Below are 20209 nucleotides of genomic sequence, written 5' to 3'. Positions count from 1 at the left end.
CACTGCCGGCCTCTGGGGCTGGCAGTGCCCTTTTGTTACGTCCGGGACCGGTTGGCAAGTAGTGGGGGTGCCACCCCGTACACTGTGCTGGCGATCACTTTTCTGCTGTTCCGGGGGGTTTGGCAGAACTTGGGTGGCGTGCAGCGCAGCACGTCACCCTCCGGTCATCTGTACGTAACCTGCACCGTTTAACGTCATCTCCGTACAACCGCACCCGTTACCTGATCACCACTGTTCGCCATCACTTGCGCACCCCCTGCCGCCGCCCCTGGGCGCGGCCATAACCCGTCGGCCGCCACGGCCGACCAAGGAGTATGAGGCATGAGACCTTCAATCCGGAAGGCTGTGCTGGGAACAACCCTCTCAGCCGGCCTGCTCGCCGCGCCGCTGACCGCGTTCCCGGCCTACGCCGAGGAGGGCGGCGACCCCGCCGCTCCCGGCATCATTATTAACGAGGCGTACCTGTCCGGCGGCAGCGCCAACGCCCCCTTCAACACCAAGTTCGTGGAGCTCTACAACCCCGGCAGTGAACCCGTCAGCCTGGACGGCTGGTCCCTGCAGTACCGCGCAGCCGGCACCACAACCGCCCCCACCGGCATCGGCACCCTTTCGGGCACCATCGCACCGGGCGGCTACTATCTGGTCTCCGGCGCGAGCAACGGCACCACCGGAGCACCCCTGCCCACTGCCGACGCCACCATCGGCGCCAGTTTCGGCGGCGGAGGCGGCACCCTGATCCTCTCGAACCAGGGCACCCGCGTGGATCCGCTCCCCACCGGCTCGGTCACCGGCGCGCCCGGGGTGGTGGACCTGCTCGGATACGGCACCTCCAACACGTTCGAAACGGCCGCCGCCGCGGCACCGGCAGGCAACTCAGACCCGAAGTCGCTGAACCGCACCGGTTTTGCGGATTCAAACAACAATGCCGCTGACTTCACGCTGAACACCTCGGTCACACCCACCTCCACCGCCGGTTCCGTCCCCACCGAGCCGACCCCCACGCCCACGCCCACGCCCACGACGCCGGGCACTCCCGGAGCCGGGACCGTGCCGATCGCCGCGATTCAAGGCACCGGGGAGGCCAGTCCGCTGATCGGCCAAACCGTGACGACCCGCGGCAAGGTCACCGGCGTTTATCCCACCGGCGGCTTCAACGGGTACTACATCCAGACTCCCGGGACCGGCGGAGACCTTGATCCCGCTGCACACACCGCCTCAGACGGCATTTTCGTCTTCTCGGCGGCCACGGCCGGACAGGTTGCCGCCGGAGAGTACGTGGAGGTCACCGGCACCGTTGGCGAGTACAACGGGCTGACCCAGCTCACCGTCGCTGCAGGCGCCCTGACCAAGCTCAGCGAAGCGGCACCCGAGGTCAAGCCTGCGGCAGTGGCCTGGCCCGCCGCCGAAGCACAGCGCGAAACCCTCGAGGGCATGCTGCTGGCACCCCAGGGCAACTTCACCGTCACGGACAATTTCTCCCTGAACCAGTACGCCGAGATCGGCCTGGCCGCCGGCGACACCCCGCTGGTCCAGCCCACCGCAGTGGCCGCCGTCGGCACTCCCGAGCACGCCGCCGTCGTCGCGGATAACACTGCCCGTGCCGTCAAGCTCGACGACGGCGCCAGCACCAACTTCCTCAACGCCGCCAACCAGGGCAAGCCGCTCCCGTACCTGACCCCGGAGAACCCGGTCCGGGTGGGCGCTGCAGCCACCTTCAGCACCGGCGTGATCCTGGACTACCGCAACAGCGGCTGGAAGTTCCAGCCGCTTACGGAGCTGACCCCCGCCAATGCGGCCACGGTCCAGCCGGCGTCGTTCGAGAACACCCGCACACCGGCACCCCAGAGCGTGGGCGGCAACCTGAAGCTCGCCTCCTTCAACGTGCTGAACTACTTCACCACCACCGGTGACACGGTGCCCGGCTGCTCCTTCTACAAGGACCGCGCCGGCGCACCCGTCACCGTCCAAGGAGGCTGCGACGTCCGCGGTGCCGCCGATGCGGCCAACCTGGAACGCCAGCAGGCCAAGATCGTTGCCGCCATCAACGCCCTGGGCGCCGATGTGGTTTCGCTGATGGAGGTGGAGAACTCCGCCACCTTCGGCAAGGACCGCGACGAGGCACTTTCCCGCCTCGTCGCTGCCCTCAATGCGCAGGCGCCGGGAACGTGGGACTACGTCCGCTCCCCTGCCGATCTGCCGGCCGACGAAGATGTCATCCGCACCGCGTTTATCTTCCGCACCGCAACGGCCGAGCCCGTGGGCGAATCCACCATCCTCGATGACGAAACCGTCTTCTCCAACGCCCGTGAACCGCTGGCCCAGGCCTTCCGGCCCGCCGGCGGCGAAGAGGGCACCGAAATCCTGGCTGTTTCCAACCACTTCAAGTCCAAGGGCTCCGCACCGTCCTCGGGCGAGAATGCCGACACCGGGCAGGGCGGCTGGAACGCGGACCGCGTCCGCCAGGCGCAGGCCCTGGTGGCCTTTGCCGCAACTGCATCCGAGGCCGCCGGCACTGACAAGGTCTTCCTGCTGGGCGACTTCAACGCCTACCACGCGGAAGACCCCATCAAAGTGCTGGCCGACGCCGGCTACGTTGATCTTGGTGCCGCCACCGGCAAGCATTCCTACGCGTTCGGCGGCACGGTCGGCAGCCTGGACCACGTCCTGGCTTCCCCGGCGGCCAGCGACACCGTCACCGGCACCGACATCTGGAACATCAACTCGGTGGAATCCGTGGCGCTGGAATACAGCCGCTACAACTACAACGCCACCAACTTCTACGCACCGGATCCTTACCGGTCCTCGGATCATGACCCGATTCTCGTGGGCATGGACCTCACTCCCGAAGGTACCGGCACCGCCACGCTGAACCTGTTGAACATCAACGATTTCCACGGCCGGATCGACGCCAACACGGTGCCGTTTGCCGGAACCGTGGAGGAACTGAAGGCTGGTGCGCCTGCCGGCAGTTCACTGTTCCTCTCCGCGGGAGACAACATCGGTGCGTCCCTGTTCGCCTCCTCGGTGCAGCAGGACCAGCCGACCATTGACGTCCTCAACGCCCTCGGGCTGCGGGCCTCGGCAGTGGGCAACCACGAGTTCGACGGCGGCTTCGCGGACCTGACCGGGCGCGTGGCCCCGGCCGCCCAGTTCCCTTATCTGGGCGCCAACGTCTACACCAAGGGCACTACCACTCCCGCGTTGCAGGAGTACGAGATCCTTGACGTCAACGGCGTGAAGGTGGCCGTCATCGGCGCCATCACCCAGGAAACCGCCAGCCTGGTCAGCCCCGGCGGCATCAGCAACCTGGACTTCGGTGATCCGGTTGAGGCCGTGAACCGTGTGGCCGCGCAGCTGGTGGAGCAGGACCTGGCCGATGTGATCGTGGCCGAGTACCACGAGGGCGCCGGCAGCGGCACCCCCGACGGCGCCACCCTGGAGCAGGAACTCGGGGAAGGCGGCGCATTCGCTGAAATCGTCAACGAAACCACGCCGCTGGTGGATGCCATTTACACCGGCCACACCCATAAGCAGTACGCCTGGGACGCCCCCGTCCCCGGTGCGGGCGGCAAGACCCGTCCGGTGGTGCAGACCGGCTCCTACGGCGAGTTCATCGGCCAGATCAAGCTCGAATACAACGCCGGCACTGATGAGGTCATGTCCTACTCGGCAGCCAACGTGGCCCGCACCAAAACGACCCCGGCGGACCTGGTCGCCGCCTATCCGGCTGTCGCCGAGGTGAAGCGGATTGTCGACGCAGCCCTGGCGTACTCGGCCGAGGTGGGCAACCAGCCCGTTGGATCCGTCACCGCGGACATCACCACCGCCTTCGTGGGCACTGCCCGCGACGACCGCAGTTCCGAGTCGGCCCTCGGCGGGCTGGTGGCAGACTCCCTGCTGTCCACGCTCTCCGCACCCGAACGAGGCGGCGCCGAAATCGGCGTCACCAACCCGGGCGGACTGCGCGCCGAGCTCTACTACGGGCCCGACGGAGTAATCACCTATGCCGAGGCCAATGCCGTCCTGCCGTTCGTCAACAACCTCTGGACCACCACTCTCACCGGTGCCCAGCTGAAAACGATGCTTGAACAGCAGTGGCAGCCCGAGGGCAGCTCGCGGGCTTTCCTGGCCCTGGGACTCTCCGACAACATCACGTACACCTTCGATCCGGACCAGCCGCGCGGTTCCCGGATCCAGAGCGTCACCATTAACGGCGCCGCCATGGATCCGGCCCGCGACTACCGGGTGGGGACCTTCAGTTTCCTGGCGCAGGGCGGTGACAACTTCACGGTCTTCCGGGAAGGCACAAACACCCGGGATACCGGCCTGGTGGACCGTGACGCCTGGATCAGCTATATCTCGGCCAATAGCCCGCTCTCTCCCGACTTCGCCCGGCAGGGCGTAGCGGTCAAGGGCGCACCGGCTACGGCCAAGGCCGGTTCGGCCGTGAGCTTTACGGTGTCGCAGCTGAACCTGACCTCGCTGGGCAGCCCCGCCAACACCTCGCTGGCGGTCAGCTTTGTTAACGCGGCCGGCACGGCCACCGCCCTGGGCACCGTTCCGGTCTCCGCAGGATCCGCTGCCGTAACGGTGACCATTCCGGCGTCGGCGTCCGGGGCCGGCCGGCTCGTCCTCACGGCAGCTGAGTCCGGCACCACGGTGACCCTCCCGGTCACCGTGGAGAAAGCCGCTGCTCCCGCCCCGGTCTGCAAGGCACCGGTGGCGCCCAAGCACTGGTGGGACGTGCGCGGCTGGGCACGGTACGCCTACGAGCTGGCGCAGCACATCCTGTGCCTGACCGGGCGGCGGTAACCGCCCGGGCATGACCCGGCGGCCGTAAACCAGAAGCGCCGTCCCCTTACCCGGGGCGGCGCTTCTGCCGTTATGGTGGGGTTCCGTGCAGGCCGTGACAACGGCTGGAACAGGAGAAGGCACATGGACCACCGCCAGGACTTTCCGCCGGAACGGCACCGCACAGTGCGCAGCGGCGATGCCGAGCTCGCGGTGTACGAGTACGGTCCGCCGCCGTCGCCCGGGTCCCCGAGCGTGCTGCTGGTTCACGGATATCCCGACGACCACCTGGTTTTTGACGCCGCAGTGCGGCGGCTGGCCGCCGGACGGCACGTCATCACCTATGACACGCGCAACGCCGGTGCCTCCCGGGTGGACGACGGCACCGCCGCCGGGCTCTCCCCCTACCGCCTGCCGGCATTGGTGGACGATTTGTATGCCGTCCTGGCCGCAACCGGAACCGGGCCGGTTCACCTGGTCGGGCATGACTGGGGGTCCATCCAGGGCTGGGCTGCCATCTCCGATCCCCGTGCCGCGGACCGGATCCTCAGTTACACCAGCATCTCCGGGCCTGATCTGGCCCATTTCCGGCACTGGCTGAAAGTTCGGCTGCGTTCCCGGCTATGGCCCGAGGCGCTGAACCAGGCGCTGCGCAGCAGCTATGTGGCGGCTTTCCAACTGCCGGTCCTGCCCGAGGCCGCGTGGAAGTACGTCCTGACGCCGCGGTATGAAAAATCCGCGGGCCGGCGCATCGGTGACAACGCCGCCCGCGGACTGCAGTTATACCGGGCCAACATGTTTACCGCCGCCCGTCCGCCGGAGGGACGCTATACCGGCCCGGTTCAGGTGGTGGTCCCATTGAAGGACCCGTTCCTCTCGCCGAAGCTGGTTTCCGGGCTGCAGGAACGCTTCCCCGGGGTGGAGACGGTGGAGGTAGACGCCGGCCATTGGTGGCCCGAGCAGAACAGCAGCGAATTTGCCGATCTGCTGGATCGCTGGCTCGCCCGCCATCCCGGAACCGGCGGCTGATCGGAGCCCCGGGCTGATCGGAGCCCCGAAAACACCGAAAGCGGCAGCCGGCGCGGCTGCCGCTTTCGGGTTGGCACCCGCCGGTGTCAGGAACGGCGGCGCCGGTCCTTGCCGGAGGAACCGCCTTCGCCCTCCATCTCTATTTCTTCCTTGCTCACGTCTTCGCTCACCGTTGCCTCATCGGTGACGGTTTCGGTATCCAGCCGGACACGCTCCACCGGGACGGTCTTCTTATCCACAACCGGCTCTTCGGCGTGCAGCGTCACCTCGTGCTCCTCTTCGCTGATAGCCGGTCCGTCCATCGCAGCATCACGGTTGGCATCGGTGATGGGCTCGCGCTGGATCCTGGCTTCCTCGTGGCTCACCGGGACCGTCTTGGTGACGTTTTCGGTGGTGACGTACTTGCGCAGGCGGGCCCGGCCGGATTCCCGGCTCTGCTTGCCCACGTGCAGCTGCTCCTCGGACCGGGTCATCGCGTCATCGGTTGTGGGACCGGAGGTATCGTGGCCCACCTTGGGGGCATGCTGACCGTGGTTGGAATCCGCAAAGTTGCCGCTGGTGCCCGACGTCGTGGTGGTCCCTGACCTTGTACCTGACGTGGTCCCCGACGTTCCGGCGGTCCTCGAAGTGTCCGTTCCCGATCTGCCGGTTCCGCCGGAAGACGTACCGATGGAGTAGTAGCTGTAAAGCTCGTCCTGTTCCTGCTCGCTGATGTGTCCGTCCTCATCCACCCGGGGAGCATCTTTGATCATGCTCTTGGAATAGGGCACGTGAACCACGGATCCCTCGAGGGTGGCTTCAGCCAGCGGGACAAAGGTTTCGGACGAACCGAAAAGCCCGGTCTTGGTGGTGACCCAGGCCGGCTGCCCGGTTTCGTCATCCAGGTAGACCTCGCTGGCGGAGCCGATCTTTTCTCCGTTGGGCCCTTCAACGGTGCCCTTGTTCAGGATGATGTCGATCTGTTCGGTGGTGATCACAGTTGTCTCCGGTTTCTGCGCGGAAAGCGCTGGTGCTGTTGTGTATTCCCCGGCCCCCTCGAGACTTAGTCTGTTGCGTTAGTCGCCGAGCCCCGCCTTATCCACGCGGCGGTGGAAGCGCATGCCGCCCAGGCCGCCCAGGATGGCCCCGAGCAGTGCCACTGCCGCGGCAATGATCGCGGCGATAATCACCGATGCCGTGGCGTTGCCGCCGATCTCCGGGATCTGTGGGAAGCCGTTGAGCTGAACGAGGATGTTGAACTCGTTGCCGGCAATGGCGGCAATAATCGCCGCGACGATGGCGATGACGACGGCCCACACCCACACCGCAATTCCCTGTTTGATGCCGTTGAACCGGGCCATCCGGCCTGCCACATAGCCGCCGCAGTAGTAGGCGATGAAGAGAATCACCAGCAAGGTAATGGTCCCGGCCACGCTCACCGTGGTGGAGTCAGCGGATGCGGCGTCGTTGTTGTTGGCCACAAGCACCGCGCCGAATGCTGTTGCCAGCGCGCTGAGCAACACCGTGGTGCCGATGGCGGTAAGCCAGCCGAAAAAGGCCGAGCCGATCTTCACACCGCCGAAACTGGCCTTTTCCCGCTCAACCACACCCTGTCTGCTGGTGTCCGCTTCGCCGTCCGCGCCGGTCCGGAGTCCGTCCGGCGCTGGGTTCGCCCCTGCCCGCGGCCGCTGCCCTGCTTGAGGCCGGTCCGGTCCGGTCCCGGATCCCCGTGCGCGGTCTCCCGCCGCGCTGGCACCTGTGCTCATGAGCTGTGTCCTTCCCGCTGGAACTTCCTCAGTGACAGAAATATCTACAGAAGTACCCCCGGTATGGCTACGGTAGGCGTCTGCAGCCGGAAAAGACAGACTGCTTACTAAATTTTTGTCTTGACCTGGCGGAGCCCCCGGGTTCGGGAATGGAACGGGCATATACCGGCGTTACCATCACCAACACACGTCAAGATTAATCAAGGAGAAATCATGACAACGCAGCTCGAAGCAACCTCCCCGGCCCTCACCGATTGGATTCCCGCCAAGCAGTTCATTGGCGGCCAGTGGCGGGACGGACGCTCTGAAAAGGTACTCACCGACACCAACCCCTTCGACGGATCCCAGCTGCTGACCATGCAGCAGGCCTCCCGCGAGGACCTCGACGACGCGTACGCCGCCGCCGAGGAAGCACAGAAGGACTGGGCGGCCCGGACCCCCAATGAGCGCCGCGCCGTGATTGCCCGCGCTGCCGAAATCTTCGACGAGCGCCGCGATGAAATCGTTGCCTGGCTCAACGCCGAGTCCGGCAGCACCATGATTAAGGCCAACATTGAAGTTGCTTCCGCGGCTGCAATCACCCGTGAGGCGTCCACCTTCCCGCATCGCGTCTCGGGCAAGATCATGGACTCCAACACCCCCAACAAGGAGCTGCGGGTCTACCGCGGCCCCCTCGGCGTCGTCGGCGTGATCAGCCCCTGGAACTTCCCGCTGCACCTTTCCCAGCGCTCCGTGGCCCCGGCGCTGGCCCTGGGCAACGCCGTGGTGCTGAAGCCGGCCAGTGACACCCCTGTCACCGGTGCACTGATCATTGCCAAGATCTTCGAAGAGGCGGGCCTGCCCGCCGGCGTGCTGAGCGCCGTCGTCGGCGCCGGCTCCGAAATCGGCGACGCGTTTGTGGAGCACCCCACCCCGCGCATGATCTCCTTCACCGGTTCCACCCCGGTGGGCAAGAACATCGGCGCCCTGGCCGCCACCGGCGCCACCCTGAAGTACACGGCGCTGGAGCTCGGCGGCAACAGCCCGTTTGTTGTCCTCGCCGACGCCGACGTGGACCAGGCAGTCCGTGCGGCCGCCATGGGCAAGTTCCTGCACCAGGGACAGATCTGCATGGCAGTGAACCGGATCATCGTTGAAGACGCCGTCTACGACGAGTTCGTGGAGAAGTTCACCGCACACGTGAAGACGCTGAACGCCGGCGATCCGACCGACCCGAAGAACGTGGTGGGCCCGATCATCAACTCCAAGCAGCTTGACGGCCTGAAGAAGAAGATCGAGACCGCCAAGTCCGAGGGCGCACGCCTGGTGCTTGAGGGCGAAATCAACGGCCAGGTGCTGTCCCCGACGATCTTCGCCGACGTCACCAAGGACATGGAACTGGCACGCGAGGAAATCTTCGGTCCCATCGCGGGCATCATGCGCGCCAAGGACGCCGAGGATGCGCTGGCCCTGGCCAATGACACCGATCTGGGCTTGTCCAGCGCCGTGTTCACCTCCAACCTGGAGACGGGCGTGATGTTCGCCCGCCGCATCAAGGCCGGCATGACCCACGTCAACGATTTCCCGGTCCAGGACGAGGCGCACATTGCCTTCGGCGGCGAGCGGAACTCCGGCCTCGGCCGGTTCAACGGCGAGTGGGCCATTGACGAGTTCACCACCGACCACTCCATCAGCGTCCAGCACGCTCCGCGCGAGTACCCGTTCTAATCCGGTCAATGCACGCCCTCCGGTAGCCCTTAGCCACCGGTGGAACGACGACGGCGGTCCGCACCTTATTGGGCGCGGGCCGCCGTCGTATTACGGCTTGGCTACGCTTCACCGCGACACGCCCGGCGTGTCCGTTGTCCTGTTAGTGTCCCTCTCACCGGCCCGGACATGCCGTGCCGAACTACTGGGGGAATTGATTGGATTGACCGCTTCATTTGTGCGCCGTACCCGGGTGTTTTCCGTGGTTCTTGCATCCGTTGTTTTGCTGACCGCCTGCGGTACCGACAAGGCTTCCGAAGCCTCGCCGTCGAAGAGCGCAACGGCCACGCCGTCCGCTTCAGCGACATCATCGGCTTCGCCGTCTGCGCCGGCGCCTTCGGCGACGCCGACAGCGGCCCCGGTGCCCACGGAGGCGCCCGCTCCGGCAGCACCCACCGTCGTCACCACACCCAACGGCCTGCACAGCTTCACCCTGCCCGCCGGCTGGTCGGCCGTTCCGACCGAACCGCTATGGGTGCATCCAAGCTGCGCTCCATACGTCTCGCCGGCAGCTTTCACGATCTTGGACTCGACCGGAAACCCGGTTTCTGAGTTTTACAGCGGCATCTGCACGGACGGGGCGGCCACCCCCAGCCCCGGCCATGTCCTCTACGACGCCACGGAAATTCCTGCCTACAAGGACATGCACCGGCGGCCGGTCTACTTCCAGTTTGAATCCCGCCCGGTCCACGGTGGCGGGCGCACCTACCACGTCCAGCTCGAAACCGGACTGCCGGATGCAGAGGGGAACGACGCAGGCCCACAGTACGGCACCGTCTACATGGGCGATGGCGCAGCGACCTTCAACGCGCTCATCGAGCCGGGCGCCTTCGCCGACGACGCCGCGGCCCAAGCCTGGATGCAGACCGACATGTACCGGCAGCTCAAGGAAATGATGCTCTCGCTGACCTACAACGGCTAGGAACAGAACGACGGCGGCCCGCACCATTTGGTGCGGGCCGCCGTCGTTAACGCTGGATCGGCTGGCGCTTCCCCATGCACTGCAAGCTTTCAGACTGGTTTCCCCAGGACCTGCTGGGGACTGACTAGCGGCACGGCGGCACGCCCGGCGTCGTCCCACCCGGCGCCTGGACACCGCGCATCGGACGCGGCGGCCAGCACTGCGGCAGCAATGTCGTCGGCGTCCTGCAGCGTGCGCGAGCCTTCCGCGGCGGATGACCCCGCTTCGGCCGCGATGGCCGTGCCCCACTGCACCGAGGACAACTGCAGGCCCAGCACAAAGAGATTCTCCACCGGCTCGCCGCTGACGCCCACTGTCCGGTAGGGCGGCATAGTGACGTCCAGGCCGGGGGTCAGCACGGGGGTGCCGTCCGCGGACATCATGACCTTTGGCCGGGCCAGGCCGTCCCGGATGAGCCCGGCCAGCAATGGCGAAACGCTGCGGTCTACCCGGTTGGGCGGCATCATGGCCTCCATGAGCGTGCGTCCGGCGTACTCGGTACCTACCCAGGGCGAGGATGCGGTGAACACACCCCTTGCCTCGTCCACGTCGAACCGCGGATCCGGGCCCACAAAATGCACCACTCCTGCGCGGGTCAGGGCGGCCAGCTGCTCAATCCGTTCCGGCGGCGGGCCGCTTGCGAGGCCTTCCACCAGCGGCTCGAACCAGCCGCGCAGTTCCGCAAGCCATGATGCTTCGGCAAGCCCGCCGTCGGCCACTACCGACTTGAGCAGGGTCCGCCCGGCGTTCAGGGCACCGATGGCCATCTTCAGCGGATCGTCCTCACCGGCGGCGGAACCGGCGGCGTCCTCTTCAAGGTACGCAAGGACGACGTCGTCGAGGTCCTGGGCGCCGGCGAACGGACGCCGTCCCAGCGGCTGGGCCAGTGCTTCGAGGTTGGTCCGCCGGTCCGCGGGCACGTAGCGGTCCAACACGGCTTCCTTCGCCGCGTCCCACTCCGGACCCGGCAGGTACAGCGCTGCTTCCAGGTCGCCCAGGAAGGCGGAGGGCTCCCCCCGGAGCTCCGTGCCGGCCACCCGGGCCAGCGTGGAGTAGTACGCCCACACGGCATCGCGGTGCAGCAGCGGCCACAGGTCGTGGTCGAAGCCCGGCAACAGTCCGTCCGCACGGAACGCGAGCGCGGTTTCGCGGGTGAACCAACGCAGCCGGATGCTGCGGGGAATGTAGGACTCCAGCCGGGCCTTGGCACGGTAGGGCGTGCCGCGTCGGGAGGCGGCCACCAGCTTCGGTTCCCGGCCCGAGGGCTCATACCTCAGCGCGCGCCCGGCGGGCAGGCCGGTGGGCACGAACCGGCCGCCGCGGCCTATGGTCACTGCCGCCATCACGTCGAAGAAGTTCAGGCCGAGCCCGCGGATCAGCACCGGCTCACCGGCGGGCAGGCGGGAGAAGTCGACGTCGGCGGGAACCGCAGGCGGCAGGTAGGTAAGGCCGTGCCGCTCGGCGGCGTCCTGCAGCCGGGCCTGCTCCGCGGACAGCAGCGCCGGCAGGTGGCCCACGGCCAGGACGACGGCGTCAGCGGCCAGAACCTCCCGGCCCTCCACTTCCACCACCAGGCGTCCGTCCGCCGCCCGGGTTACGCCCAGGGCTTCGGTGCGCCGGTGGATCAGTTCCACTCCGTCCGCAGCGGCCGTTTCCTGCAGCTGCCCGTAGGTCCACTCCAGGTACCGTCCGTATAGTGCCCTGCTGGGGAAATCCGCCGGGCCCAGGGACGCCAGCTCGGCACGGTCACCGGCCGGAAGGCCGGCGGCGGCGCGGGTGCCGGCGGACATCATTTCACGCCACTGGTTAAAGGACAGCCCCGCCGGGGAGGGCAGCAGGTCCCGCACAGTGTCTCCGGCCGGCACCACGGTGGGGAACAGCGCGGGCGTGTTCATCAGGAACAGCCGGGACTGTCCGGTCCGCCACACATGCCCGGGGCCGGGATTAAACGGATCAATGAGCTCAATAGTCAGCGGTCCCGGCGTGCCAGCGGCACGGCGGCGGCTGAGCAGGCGGTCCACCACGGAGAGTCCGCGCGGGCCTGCGCCGATAACAGCTACCCGGAAACTCTGCGTGTGATCCATGCATCTAGGGTATCGGCAGGGAGAGTCCCTCTATGCCCCAGCTGCCCCGGCCGGGGCCGGCCGGGGCCTGCCGGCCCCGGCCGGGAACTAGGATGGGGCCCATGACACCGGCAAACCGCAACGTGGATTCCGCAGAGACCGACGAGTTCCTTTGGCTGGAGGACATCTACGGAGACAAGCAGCTGGACTGGGTGCGGTCCGAGAACAGCATCACCGAGGACCTCCTGTCCCGCACCGGTTTCGAGCGGACGCAGGAGCGGCTGCTGGAAGTCCTGGACTCCACGGACCGCATTCCCATGGTGTCCAAGCGGGGTGGGTACTACTACAACTTCTGGCGTGACGCCGGGCACCCCAAGGGCCTCTGGCGCCGCACCACGTGGGAGAGCTACACCGCTGCGGACACCGAGTGGGAGGTGCTGCTGGACCTGGACGCGCTCAGCGCCGCCGAGGGCACCGAATGGGTGTGGGCCGGCGCCCGGTTCCTGCGTCCCGCGGACGGCACCTCTTACCGCCGTGCCTTGGTGGTCCTCTCCCCCGACGGCGGTGACGCCTCCCGGTACCGGGAGTTCGACGTCGTCGAGAAGGCCTTCGTGCCCGGCGGCTTCGACATTCCCGCAGCCAAAAGCCGCATCAGCTGGGCCGGTGAGGACAGTCTGTACGTGGGCACGGACTTCGGTCCGGGTTCCATGACCACCTCGTCCTACCCCCGCACCAGCCGGGTCCTGCGCCGCGGGCAGGAGCTGCAGGACGCCGAACCGTACTTCGAGGTCCCCGAAGACCACATGATGGCCGTGGTGCAGCGTGACCAGACACCCGGTTTCGAGCGCGACATTGCCGTGGACATCATCGATTTCTACAACAGCCGCACCTTCCTGCGCGAAGGCGGCGAGTGGGTGCAGCTGGACGTGCCCCTGGATGTCACTGTGGACGTGCACCGGCAGTGGCTGCTGCTGCGCCCGCGCAATGACTGGGAGCTCGACGGCGAGACCCACCCGGCCGGGTCCCTGCTGGCCGCGTCGCTGGCGGACTTCACCGGCGGAACCCGGCGGGTGCACCGGATCTTCACCCCGGATGCCGCCGCCGCACTGCAGTCCTGGAGCTGGACCCGGGACCGGCTGCTGCTGAATGTGCTGCGCGATGTCAGCTCCGAGATCCTGGTGCTGAACCCGGCTGACGGGTGGACCGCGGAAATCCTGGATGCCTGCCCGCCGCTGCACGCCGTGGACGCCTTTGCGGTGGACGACGAGGATGAGGAAGCCGGCAATGACTACTGGCTGGTCAGCACCGGGTTCCTGACCCCGTCCACCGTCTCCCGCGGCACCCTGTCGGTCGGAGGGGAGGCCGGCTCTGAGGCGGTTGCCGTGAAATCCTCGCCGGCGTTCTTCGACACCAGCGGGCTCACCGTGGAGCAGCACTTTGCCGTGTCCGCAGACGGCACCCGCGTGCCGTACTTCCAGGTGGGCCCGGAGGACCTGGTGCTCGACGGCGGCAACCCCACCCTGCTGAACGGGTACGGCGGGTTCGAAGCTTCGCTCACCCCGGCCTACAGCGGCGTAGTGGGCCGCGGGTGGCTGGAGCGGCGCACCACGGATGCCGGCGGAGCCGAACGCCGGGGCGTGTACGTGCTGGCGAACATCCGCGGGGGCGGGGAATACGGTCCGGCCTGGCACCGTGCCGCCCTGCAGGAAAACCGGCACCGGGCGTACGAGGACTTCGCCGCCGTCGCGCAGGACCTCGTGGCCCGCGGCGTGACGTCACGGGAGCACCTGGGCTGCACGGGCCGCAGCAATGGCGGCCTGCTGGTGGGCAACATGCTCACCACCTACCCGCACCTGTTCGGGGCCGTCTCCTGCGGGGTGCCGCTGCTGGACATGCGCCGCTACACGAAGCTTTCGGCCGGATACTCCTGGATTGCCGAGTACGGCGATCCTGACGATCCCGAGCAGTGGGACTTTGTGAAGACGTTCTCCCCCTACCACCTGCTGAAGGAAGACGCGGACTACCCTCCCGCCCTGATCTGGACCGCCACCAGCGATGACCGGGTGGGGCCGGTGCAGGCCCGCAAGATGGCCGCCCGGATGAAGGCGCTGGGCGTGGACAACGTCTGGTTCCACGAGTCGCTGGAGGGCGGCCACGCCGGTGCGGCGGACAACCGTCAGTCCGCCCGGATGCACGCCAGGTCCTACGAATTCCTCTGGGAAGCGCTCACCGGCGGACTTGGCTGAGGCGTTTTGCCCTAACCGGCAAGTTGCCGGTAGTCTTGTCAGGCTGGCAGCGGAAGCTGCGGGCCATGCTGGATATGCAGGTTAAATCTGCAGGTTTGACGCATGTTGGAGACGTGCCAGAGCGGCCGAATGGGCTTCACTGCTAATGAAGTGTGGGCCTAAAGCCCACCGGGAGTTCAAATCTCCCCGTCTCCGCCACTAGTCCCCCGGTTTTCCGGGGGACTTTTTGCGTCTATCCCCCTCAAGACGCGATTCTGCCCCCTCGGACCCGGACAAATGACACCGCCGCGGTCGGGTAGATTCGCCTCTGTGACCACCAACAGCATTCGGCTCCAAGGCCCGCGCGTCACCCTGCGGGATATTGAGCCGGGCGACCTCGACGCCGTGCACTCCTTCACGTCCGACCCTACGGTCACTCAGTGGTCCACCTGGGGACCGAACACGCTTGCCGAAACCCGCGCCTTTATCGGCGCAGCCGCCGCTGAAGCCGGCCAGCCCGGGCGGACCCTGTTTACCCTCGCCGTAGTGGTCGAGGACCGGGTGGTCGGCACCGCCGGTGTTTGGGTAAAAAGTGCCGCCGACAGCACCGGCGAGCTCGGCTACACCTTGCACCAGGACATGTGGGGCCGGGGAATCGGCACCGAAACCGCCGGCCTGCTGCTGGCCCACGCATTCGGACCCATGGGGTTGGAGCGGGTGGAAGCCACCTGCCATCCGGAAAACACCGGTTCGGTGCGTGTGCTGGAGAAGAACGGCTTTGTCTTCGAGGGCAGGCTGCGGGCGCATAAGAAAGTCAACGGGACACGGCGTGATTCGTTGTTGTTCGCCGCACTGCTCTCGGACCGGCCCCGCGGATAAGCTGGCAGCCATCTCCCCTACCGTGAAGGAAGTTTCCATGGAAATGCGTCTTCTGGGCCGCAGCGGCACCGCAGTCAGCAACTATGCGCTGGGCACCATGACCTTCGGCAACGAGTCTGACGAACGGGCTTCACACGCCATCCTCAACGACTACGTCAACGCCGGCGGCAACTTCGTGGACACCGCTGATGTGTACACCTCCGGCGCCTCCGAAGAAATCATCGGCCGCTGGCTGCATGCCAATCCCCGCGCCGCCGCCGACGTCGTACTCGCCACCAAGGGCCGGTTCCCGATGGGGGCCGGCGCCAATGACCTCGGCACGTCCCGCCGGCACCTGCGCCGTGCGCTGGAGGATTCCCTGACCCGGCTGGGGGTGGACCATGTGGACCTCTACCAGCTGCACGCGTGGGACCCCTACACGCCGCTGGAGGAAACCCTGGGTTTCCTCCAGGACGCGGTAACGGCCGGGAAAATCAGTTACTACGGGTTGTCCAACTTCACCGGCTGGCAGCTCACCAAGGCGGTTTACACGGCCCGGGAGCACGGCTGGGCGCTGCCGGTTACGCTGCAGCCGCAGTACAACCTGCTGGAGCGGGAAATCGAGTCCGAAATTGTTCCGGCAGCGCTCGACGCCGGCCTGGGCCTGCTGCCCTGGTCGCCTCTGGCAGGCGGCTGGCTGACCGGCAAGTATGACCGCGAAACGGTGCCCGCCGGCAACACCCGGGTGGGCGACAACCCTACCCGGCAGTTCCAGGGCTGGGACCTGCGCAGCCACAACGAGCGGACCTGGCGGATTATCGACGAGCTGCGCGCCGTCGCCCAGGTGCACCAGGCGACGCCGGCACAGGTGGCGCTGGCCTGGCTGGCGGACCGCCCAGGGGTGACGTCCGTGATTCTGGGCGCCCGCACCACGGACCAGCTGGCCGACAATCTGGGCGCGGCTTTCCTGACGCTCACGCAGGAGGAAACCCAGCGGCTGACCGAGCTGAGCATGCCGCAGGTGGGCAACTATCCGTACGGCCCGGACGGGTTGAACCAGCGCGCCCGGCTACTCGAGGGCGGCCGCTAAAAACCGCTGAACGTCAGGGTTTGAGGAAGTCCTCGGGGCGCAGCTGCTGCGCCCACTTGCTGATTTCTTCTTCCTGCAGCTCATCCGGCTTCGCCGCCGGCGTCGGGTTTTCGGCGCTCGGTGCAGGCTTCCCGTCGGTCTCCGGGATCGGCCGCACGTACGGCTGCGGGTGGGCGGCCATGTTCTGGATGGCGGCCCCCGAGGCGCGGATGCCGGCACCGGTGAACTGTGCGTAAAGCTTCAGTGCCTTCACGGGCTGGCCCTGCGCCAGCGCGGCGTACACCTGCTGGTGCTGGGCCGCGTTCAGCAGCGACGCCGCTTCCTTGGCCGCCTGGGGGGAGGTGCCGGTTTCCGCCGTGGAACGGGGCCTGGCGGGACGCTGCGCTGCAGGCCGGGCCTTGCCGGTACTGTCCCCGTCGCCGCCCGGAGCTTCAGCTGCCCGGCGCTTCTGGATCCTGCCCACCAGCGCGCTGACAACTGCTATTGAGAGGACAAAAAGAAGAATCACCGCGAGCTCCATACCTCGATCCTAGCTTCGCTTTCTCCGCGCCTTAAAACGGCCGGTATATTGACGTTCACCACAGCCACGGCCTATCAACGGAGATGCCATGACAGCCAGCACCACCACCCAGTTACGGTCCCTCCGAGTCGATATCCGGGACGGGGTGGCGGAAGTGCAGCTGATCGGCCCGTCCAAGGGAAACGCCATGGGGCCGGACTTCTGGACCGAACTGCCCGAGGTGTTTGATGCGCTGAGCACCAACGACGGCGTCCGGTCCGTGCTGCTCTACGGTTCCGGCGGCACGTTCAGCTACGGCCTGGACCTCCCGGCCATGGCCCCGGTCTTCGCCCCGATGCTGGCTGCCGGCGGGATGGACGCGAAACTGCGCGAGGATTTCCGCCGCCGGATCAAGGCCCTCCAGGACTCGGTGAGCTCGCTGGCCCGCTGCGCCAAGCCCGTCATTGCCGCAGTGGACGGCTGGTGCATTGGCGGCGCCATTGACGTGATTGCCGCAGCGGACATCCGCATTTCCTCCCCTGCCGCACGGTTCAGCGTACGGGAGGTCAAAGTGGCCATTGTTGCGGATCTGGGCTCCCTGCAGCGGCTGCCGGCCATCATCGGCGAGGGAGCCACCCGGCACCTGGCCCTGACCGGCGAGGACTTTGATGCCGCCCGCGCCTATGCACTGGGGCTGGTCACGGAACTGGCGGACGACGTCGTCGCACGCGGCCGTGAACTGGCCGCCGCTGTGGCGGCCAATCCCCCGCTGGTAGTGCAGGGCGTCAAACAGGTGATGAACCGGCGGACGCAGGGACCGGTGCAGGACGGCCTGGATTATGTCCAGGTCTGGAACACCGCGTTCCTGGCCAGCCGCGACTTCGGTGAGGCCACCGCCGCGTTCGCTGAGCGCCGCCCCCCGGTCTACCGCGGGGAGTAGCCGGCACGGTCCCGGCGGGGCTCGTCACGGGTGCTTCCTAGCTGCACAACGACGGCGACGGCGGCCGCCGCGGTGAGGGCCGGGATGAGTGCCGCGCCGGTCAGGGACGGGCAAAATGCCAGGACCACGGCGGCAGCCAGTGCCGTCAGGCCGAGCGCGGCGGTCAGCGCCTCCCGCGTACGCAGGGCCAGGAGAATCAGCGCCCCGCCGAACACCGGGCTGAAGACCAGGTCCGGCGTAAAGGGAATGCACAGGACGGCCAGTGCAGCCAGTGCGGCCATGGCTCCGCGCTGAACCCGGAGGCCCTGCCGGGTTTCCGCCCGGGCGGTGAGGAACCAGACGGCGAGAAGCAGTGCCGCGGCCAGGATACCGGCGCCGAAACTCATCAGCTGCGTACCGGCCCAGTTCTGCGGGAGGAAGGGCAGCCTGCCGGCCCCGGCAAGCTGCCAGGCCGTGCCCAGCAGCGCGCCTATTCCGGTCGCTGCGGACAGGTGCCGGCCCGCCCGTCGGTCCGCCGGACGCGCATCCGCTGTGCCTGCCGTGACGATGCGCGTGTTAGATGCTGCGGCCATGCCGTCCCCCGGTCTGCGGCCCGGTTGGATACCGGGGTTCCGGGAAATCTAGCATGCCCCGGCCTGGTGCCCCGCCGGAACCCCGGCCGTAGAGCGGAACAGTCAGGCGGCAGGCCGCAGGGCGGCGTCGATCAGGACTTCCGCGGCGGCACGGGCCTGCACCGCGGCCGCGGAATCCCCCGCTATGGCAGCCGTGCTCTGGGCCCCTTCGGCCAGGATCGCCAGCTGTGCCCCCAGGGTTTCCGTGGCGCCGAGGTCCCGGGCCAGGCCGGCCATGTACCGCTGGAAGGATTGCTTGTGTTCCCGTGCGAGGGCGGCCACGGCAGGATTGGTCCCGCCCAGTTCACCGAAGGCGTTGATGAACGCGCAGCCGCGGAAATTCCCGGTACAGAACCAGTCCTGCAGGTAGTCGTAGACGGCCAGCAGCCGCTCTCGCGGGGCCTCCCCTGCCACGGCTACGCGTGCCTCAACCGCTGATTCCCATTCCTCGTGTTTACGCCGGAGCACTGCGGAAATAATGTCGTCCTTCGACGGATACAGGGAGTACAGCCGCCGTAGTGAAACGCCCGCGGCAGTACGCAGCTCGTCCATCCCGACGGCAGCGAATCCCTTGCGGTAGTACAGGTCATCGGCTGCCGAAAGGACGCGCTCCGCAATGTCTTCGTTCGTCATATCTCCAGTCTACTTGACGCGAGAACGAACGTTCTCTATTGTCTAGTTCACACCGTGAGAACGCTCGTTCTCGCGGGTACCGAAAAGAGGAGTCCATCATGGGTTACATCGCCGCAGGCACCGAGAACAGCACCACCACCCACCTCTACTACGAAGACCAGGGCACAGGCCAGCCGGTTGTGCTGATCCACGGTTACCCGCTGGACGGCTCCAGCTGGGAGCGCCAGACCCGCGAACTGCTCGCCGCCGGCTACCGCGTCATCACCTACGACCGCCGTGGCTTCGGCCAGTCCAGCAAGGCCGGCTCGGGCTACGACTACGACACGTTCGCAGCAGATCTGAATACCGTGCTGGAAACCCTGGACCTGCACAACGTGATCCTTGTCGGGTTCTCCATGGGCACCGGCGAACTAGCGCGCTATGTCTCCCGGCACGGGTCCGAGCGCATCGCCAAGCTTGCCTTCCTCGCCTCGCTCGAACCGTTCCTGGTGGCCCGGGAGGACAATCCCGAAGGTGTTCCGCAGGAAGTCTTCGACGGGATTGAAGCAGCCGCCCGGGCAGACCGCTTCGCCTGGTACACCAACTTCTTCTCCGACTTCTACAACCTGGAGGAGAACCTGGGCAGCCGGATCAGCCAGGAGGCCGTCACTGCCAGCTGGAACGTGGCCACCCGCAGCGCACCGGTTGCCGCCTACGCGGTAGTGCCCACCTGGATCGAAGACTTCCGCGCCGACGTCGACGCCGTCCGCGAGAGCGGCAAGCCCGTGCTGATCCTGCACGGCACGGCGGACAACATCCTCCCGATCGACGCCACTGCCCGCCGGTTCCGCAAGCTGGTGCCGGAAGCGGACTACGTGGAGATCGACGGCGCACCGCACGGCCTGCTGTGGACCCACGCTGCCGAGGTCAACGAGGCACTGCTGGGCTTCGCCGGCAAGTAGCGCAGCGCCAAACCCGGCTCTGACCGGCGGCGGCAGCGGGACGCGTCTGCGGCCCGCTGCCGCTGTTTTGGCCGAAC

The 20209-nt window shown here is 67.2% G+C and carries 15 protein-coding genes and 1 tRNA gene; 10 read left to right on the top strand and 6 right to left on the bottom strand.

The features are described from left to right. The first annotated feature begins 321 nt into the window (after window positions 1-321). Window positions 322-4812 carry an ExeM/NucH family extracellular endonuclease gene (locus QNO06_RS02485; protein WP_227913239.1) on the top strand — a complete coding sequence of 1497 codons (4491 nt, stop codon included), beginning with the start codon at window positions 322-324 and terminating at the stop codon, window positions 4810-4812. Window positions 4813-4935: 123 nt separating this feature from the next. Continuing rightward, window positions 4936-5820 carry an alpha/beta fold hydrolase gene (locus QNO06_RS02480; protein WP_227913236.1) on the top strand — a complete coding sequence of 295 codons (885 nt, stop codon included), beginning with the start codon at window positions 4936-4938 and terminating at the stop codon, window positions 5818-5820. An 86-nt stretch (window positions 5821-5906) separates the two neighbouring features. Here QNO06_RS02480 and QNO06_RS02475 read toward each other — a convergent pair whose 3' ends face one another. Further along, window positions 5907-6797: a DUF2382 domain-containing protein gene (locus QNO06_RS02475; RefSeq protein ID WP_227913235.1), complete on the bottom strand. Its 891-nt coding sequence runs from the start codon at window positions 6795-6797 to the stop codon at window positions 5907-5909. Window positions 6798-6875: 78 nt separating this feature from the next. Then, the gene (locus QNO06_RS02470; protein WP_227913234.1) at window positions 6876-7565 is read right to left on the bottom strand and encodes a hypothetical protein; all 690 of its coding nucleotides are present in this window, start codon (window positions 7563-7565) and stop codon (window positions 6876-6878) included. 213 nt (window positions 7566-7778) lie between these two features. On the opposite strand from QNO06_RS02470, the gene QNO06_RS02465 reads away from it, so the two are divergent. Both QNO06_RS02465 and QNO06_RS02460 read left to right on the top strand, forming a co-directional pair. Next, the gene (locus QNO06_RS02465) at window positions 7779-9272 is read left to right on the top strand and encodes an aldehyde dehydrogenase family protein (protein ID WP_227913233.1); all 1494 of its coding nucleotides are present in this window, start codon (window positions 7779-7781) and stop codon (window positions 9270-9272) included. A gap of 241 nt (window positions 9273-9513) precedes the next feature. Further along, the gene (locus QNO06_RS02460) at window positions 9514-10233 is read left to right on the top strand and encodes a hypothetical protein (protein WP_284162547.1); all 720 of its coding nucleotides are present in this window, start codon (window positions 9514-9516) and stop codon (window positions 10231-10233) included. 89 nt (window positions 10234-10322) lie between these two features. Here QNO06_RS02460 and QNO06_RS02455 read toward each other — a convergent pair whose 3' ends face one another. After that, window positions 10323-12356, bottom strand: a complete 2034-nt coding sequence (locus QNO06_RS02455; RefSeq protein ID WP_227913231.1) for an FAD/NAD(P)-binding protein — start codon at window positions 12354-12356, stop codon at window positions 10323-10325. A gap of 101 nt (window positions 12357-12457) precedes the next feature. On the opposite strand from QNO06_RS02455, the gene QNO06_RS02450 reads away from it, so the two are divergent. From QNO06_RS02450 to QNO06_RS02435, 4 genes are all read left to right on the top strand, one after another. Then, on the top strand, window positions 12458-14581 hold the full coding sequence (locus QNO06_RS02450; RefSeq protein ID WP_227913229.1) for a prolyl oligopeptidase family serine peptidase: 2124 nt from the start codon (window positions 12458-12460) through the stop codon (window positions 14579-14581). Between the two features lie 107 nt (window positions 14582-14688). Continuing rightward, a tRNA-Ser gene (locus QNO06_RS02445) sits at window positions 14689-14779 on the top strand. Between the two features lie 111 nt (window positions 14780-14890). After that, window positions 14891-15439 carry a GNAT family N-acetyltransferase gene (locus QNO06_RS02440; protein ID WP_227913227.1) on the top strand — a complete coding sequence of 183 codons (549 nt, stop codon included), beginning with the start codon at window positions 14891-14893 and terminating at the stop codon, window positions 15437-15439. 37 nt (window positions 15440-15476) lie between these two features. Further along, entirely contained in the window at window positions 15477-16508 is a 1032-nt protein-coding gene (locus tag QNO06_RS02435; protein ID WP_227913225.1) for an aldo/keto reductase, read from the top strand. Between the two features lie 13 nt (window positions 16509-16521). Here the strand turns inward: QNO06_RS02435 and QNO06_RS02430 are convergent, their stop codons facing one another. Next, window positions 16522-17028, bottom strand: coding sequence for a hypothetical protein (locus tag QNO06_RS02430; protein ID WP_227913223.1), 507 nt, complete (start codon window positions 17026-17028; stop codon window positions 16522-16524). A gap of 88 nt (window positions 17029-17116) precedes the next feature. Between QNO06_RS02430 and QNO06_RS02425 the strand changes: the two genes are divergently transcribed. Then, the gene (locus QNO06_RS02425) at window positions 17117-17947 is read left to right on the top strand and encodes a crotonase/enoyl-CoA hydratase family protein (RefSeq protein ID WP_227913221.1); all 831 of its coding nucleotides are present in this window, start codon (window positions 17117-17119) and stop codon (window positions 17945-17947) included. On the opposite strand, the gene QNO06_RS02420 is transcribed toward QNO06_RS02425, so the two are convergent. Then, window positions 17932-18519, bottom strand: a complete 588-nt coding sequence (locus QNO06_RS02420; protein ID WP_227913219.1) for a hypothetical protein — start codon at window positions 18517-18519, stop codon at window positions 17932-17934. The two genes, QNO06_RS02425 and QNO06_RS02420, sit on opposite strands and share 16 nt — an antisense overlap. Window positions 18520-18621: 102 nt before the next feature. Next, window positions 18622-19191 carry a TetR/AcrR family transcriptional regulator gene (locus tag QNO06_RS02415; protein WP_227913217.1) on the bottom strand — a complete coding sequence of 190 codons (570 nt, stop codon included), beginning with the start codon at window positions 19189-19191 and terminating at the stop codon, window positions 18622-18624. A 98-nt stretch (window positions 19192-19289) separates the two neighbouring features. Between QNO06_RS02415 and QNO06_RS02410 the strand changes: the two genes are divergently transcribed. Further along, window positions 19290-20132 (top strand): alpha/beta fold hydrolase, encoded by an 843-nt coding sequence (locus QNO06_RS02410; protein ID WP_227913215.1) that lies wholly within the window; start codon window positions 19290-19292, stop codon window positions 20130-20132. Window positions 20133-20209: the final 77 nt, after the last annotated feature.

The organism is Arthrobacter sp. zg-Y20, from assembly GCF_030142075.1.
GTDB lineage: Bacteria > Actinomycetota > Actinomycetes > Actinomycetales > Micrococcaceae > Arthrobacter_B.
This window is presented reverse-complemented; position numbering and strand designations above follow the sequence as displayed.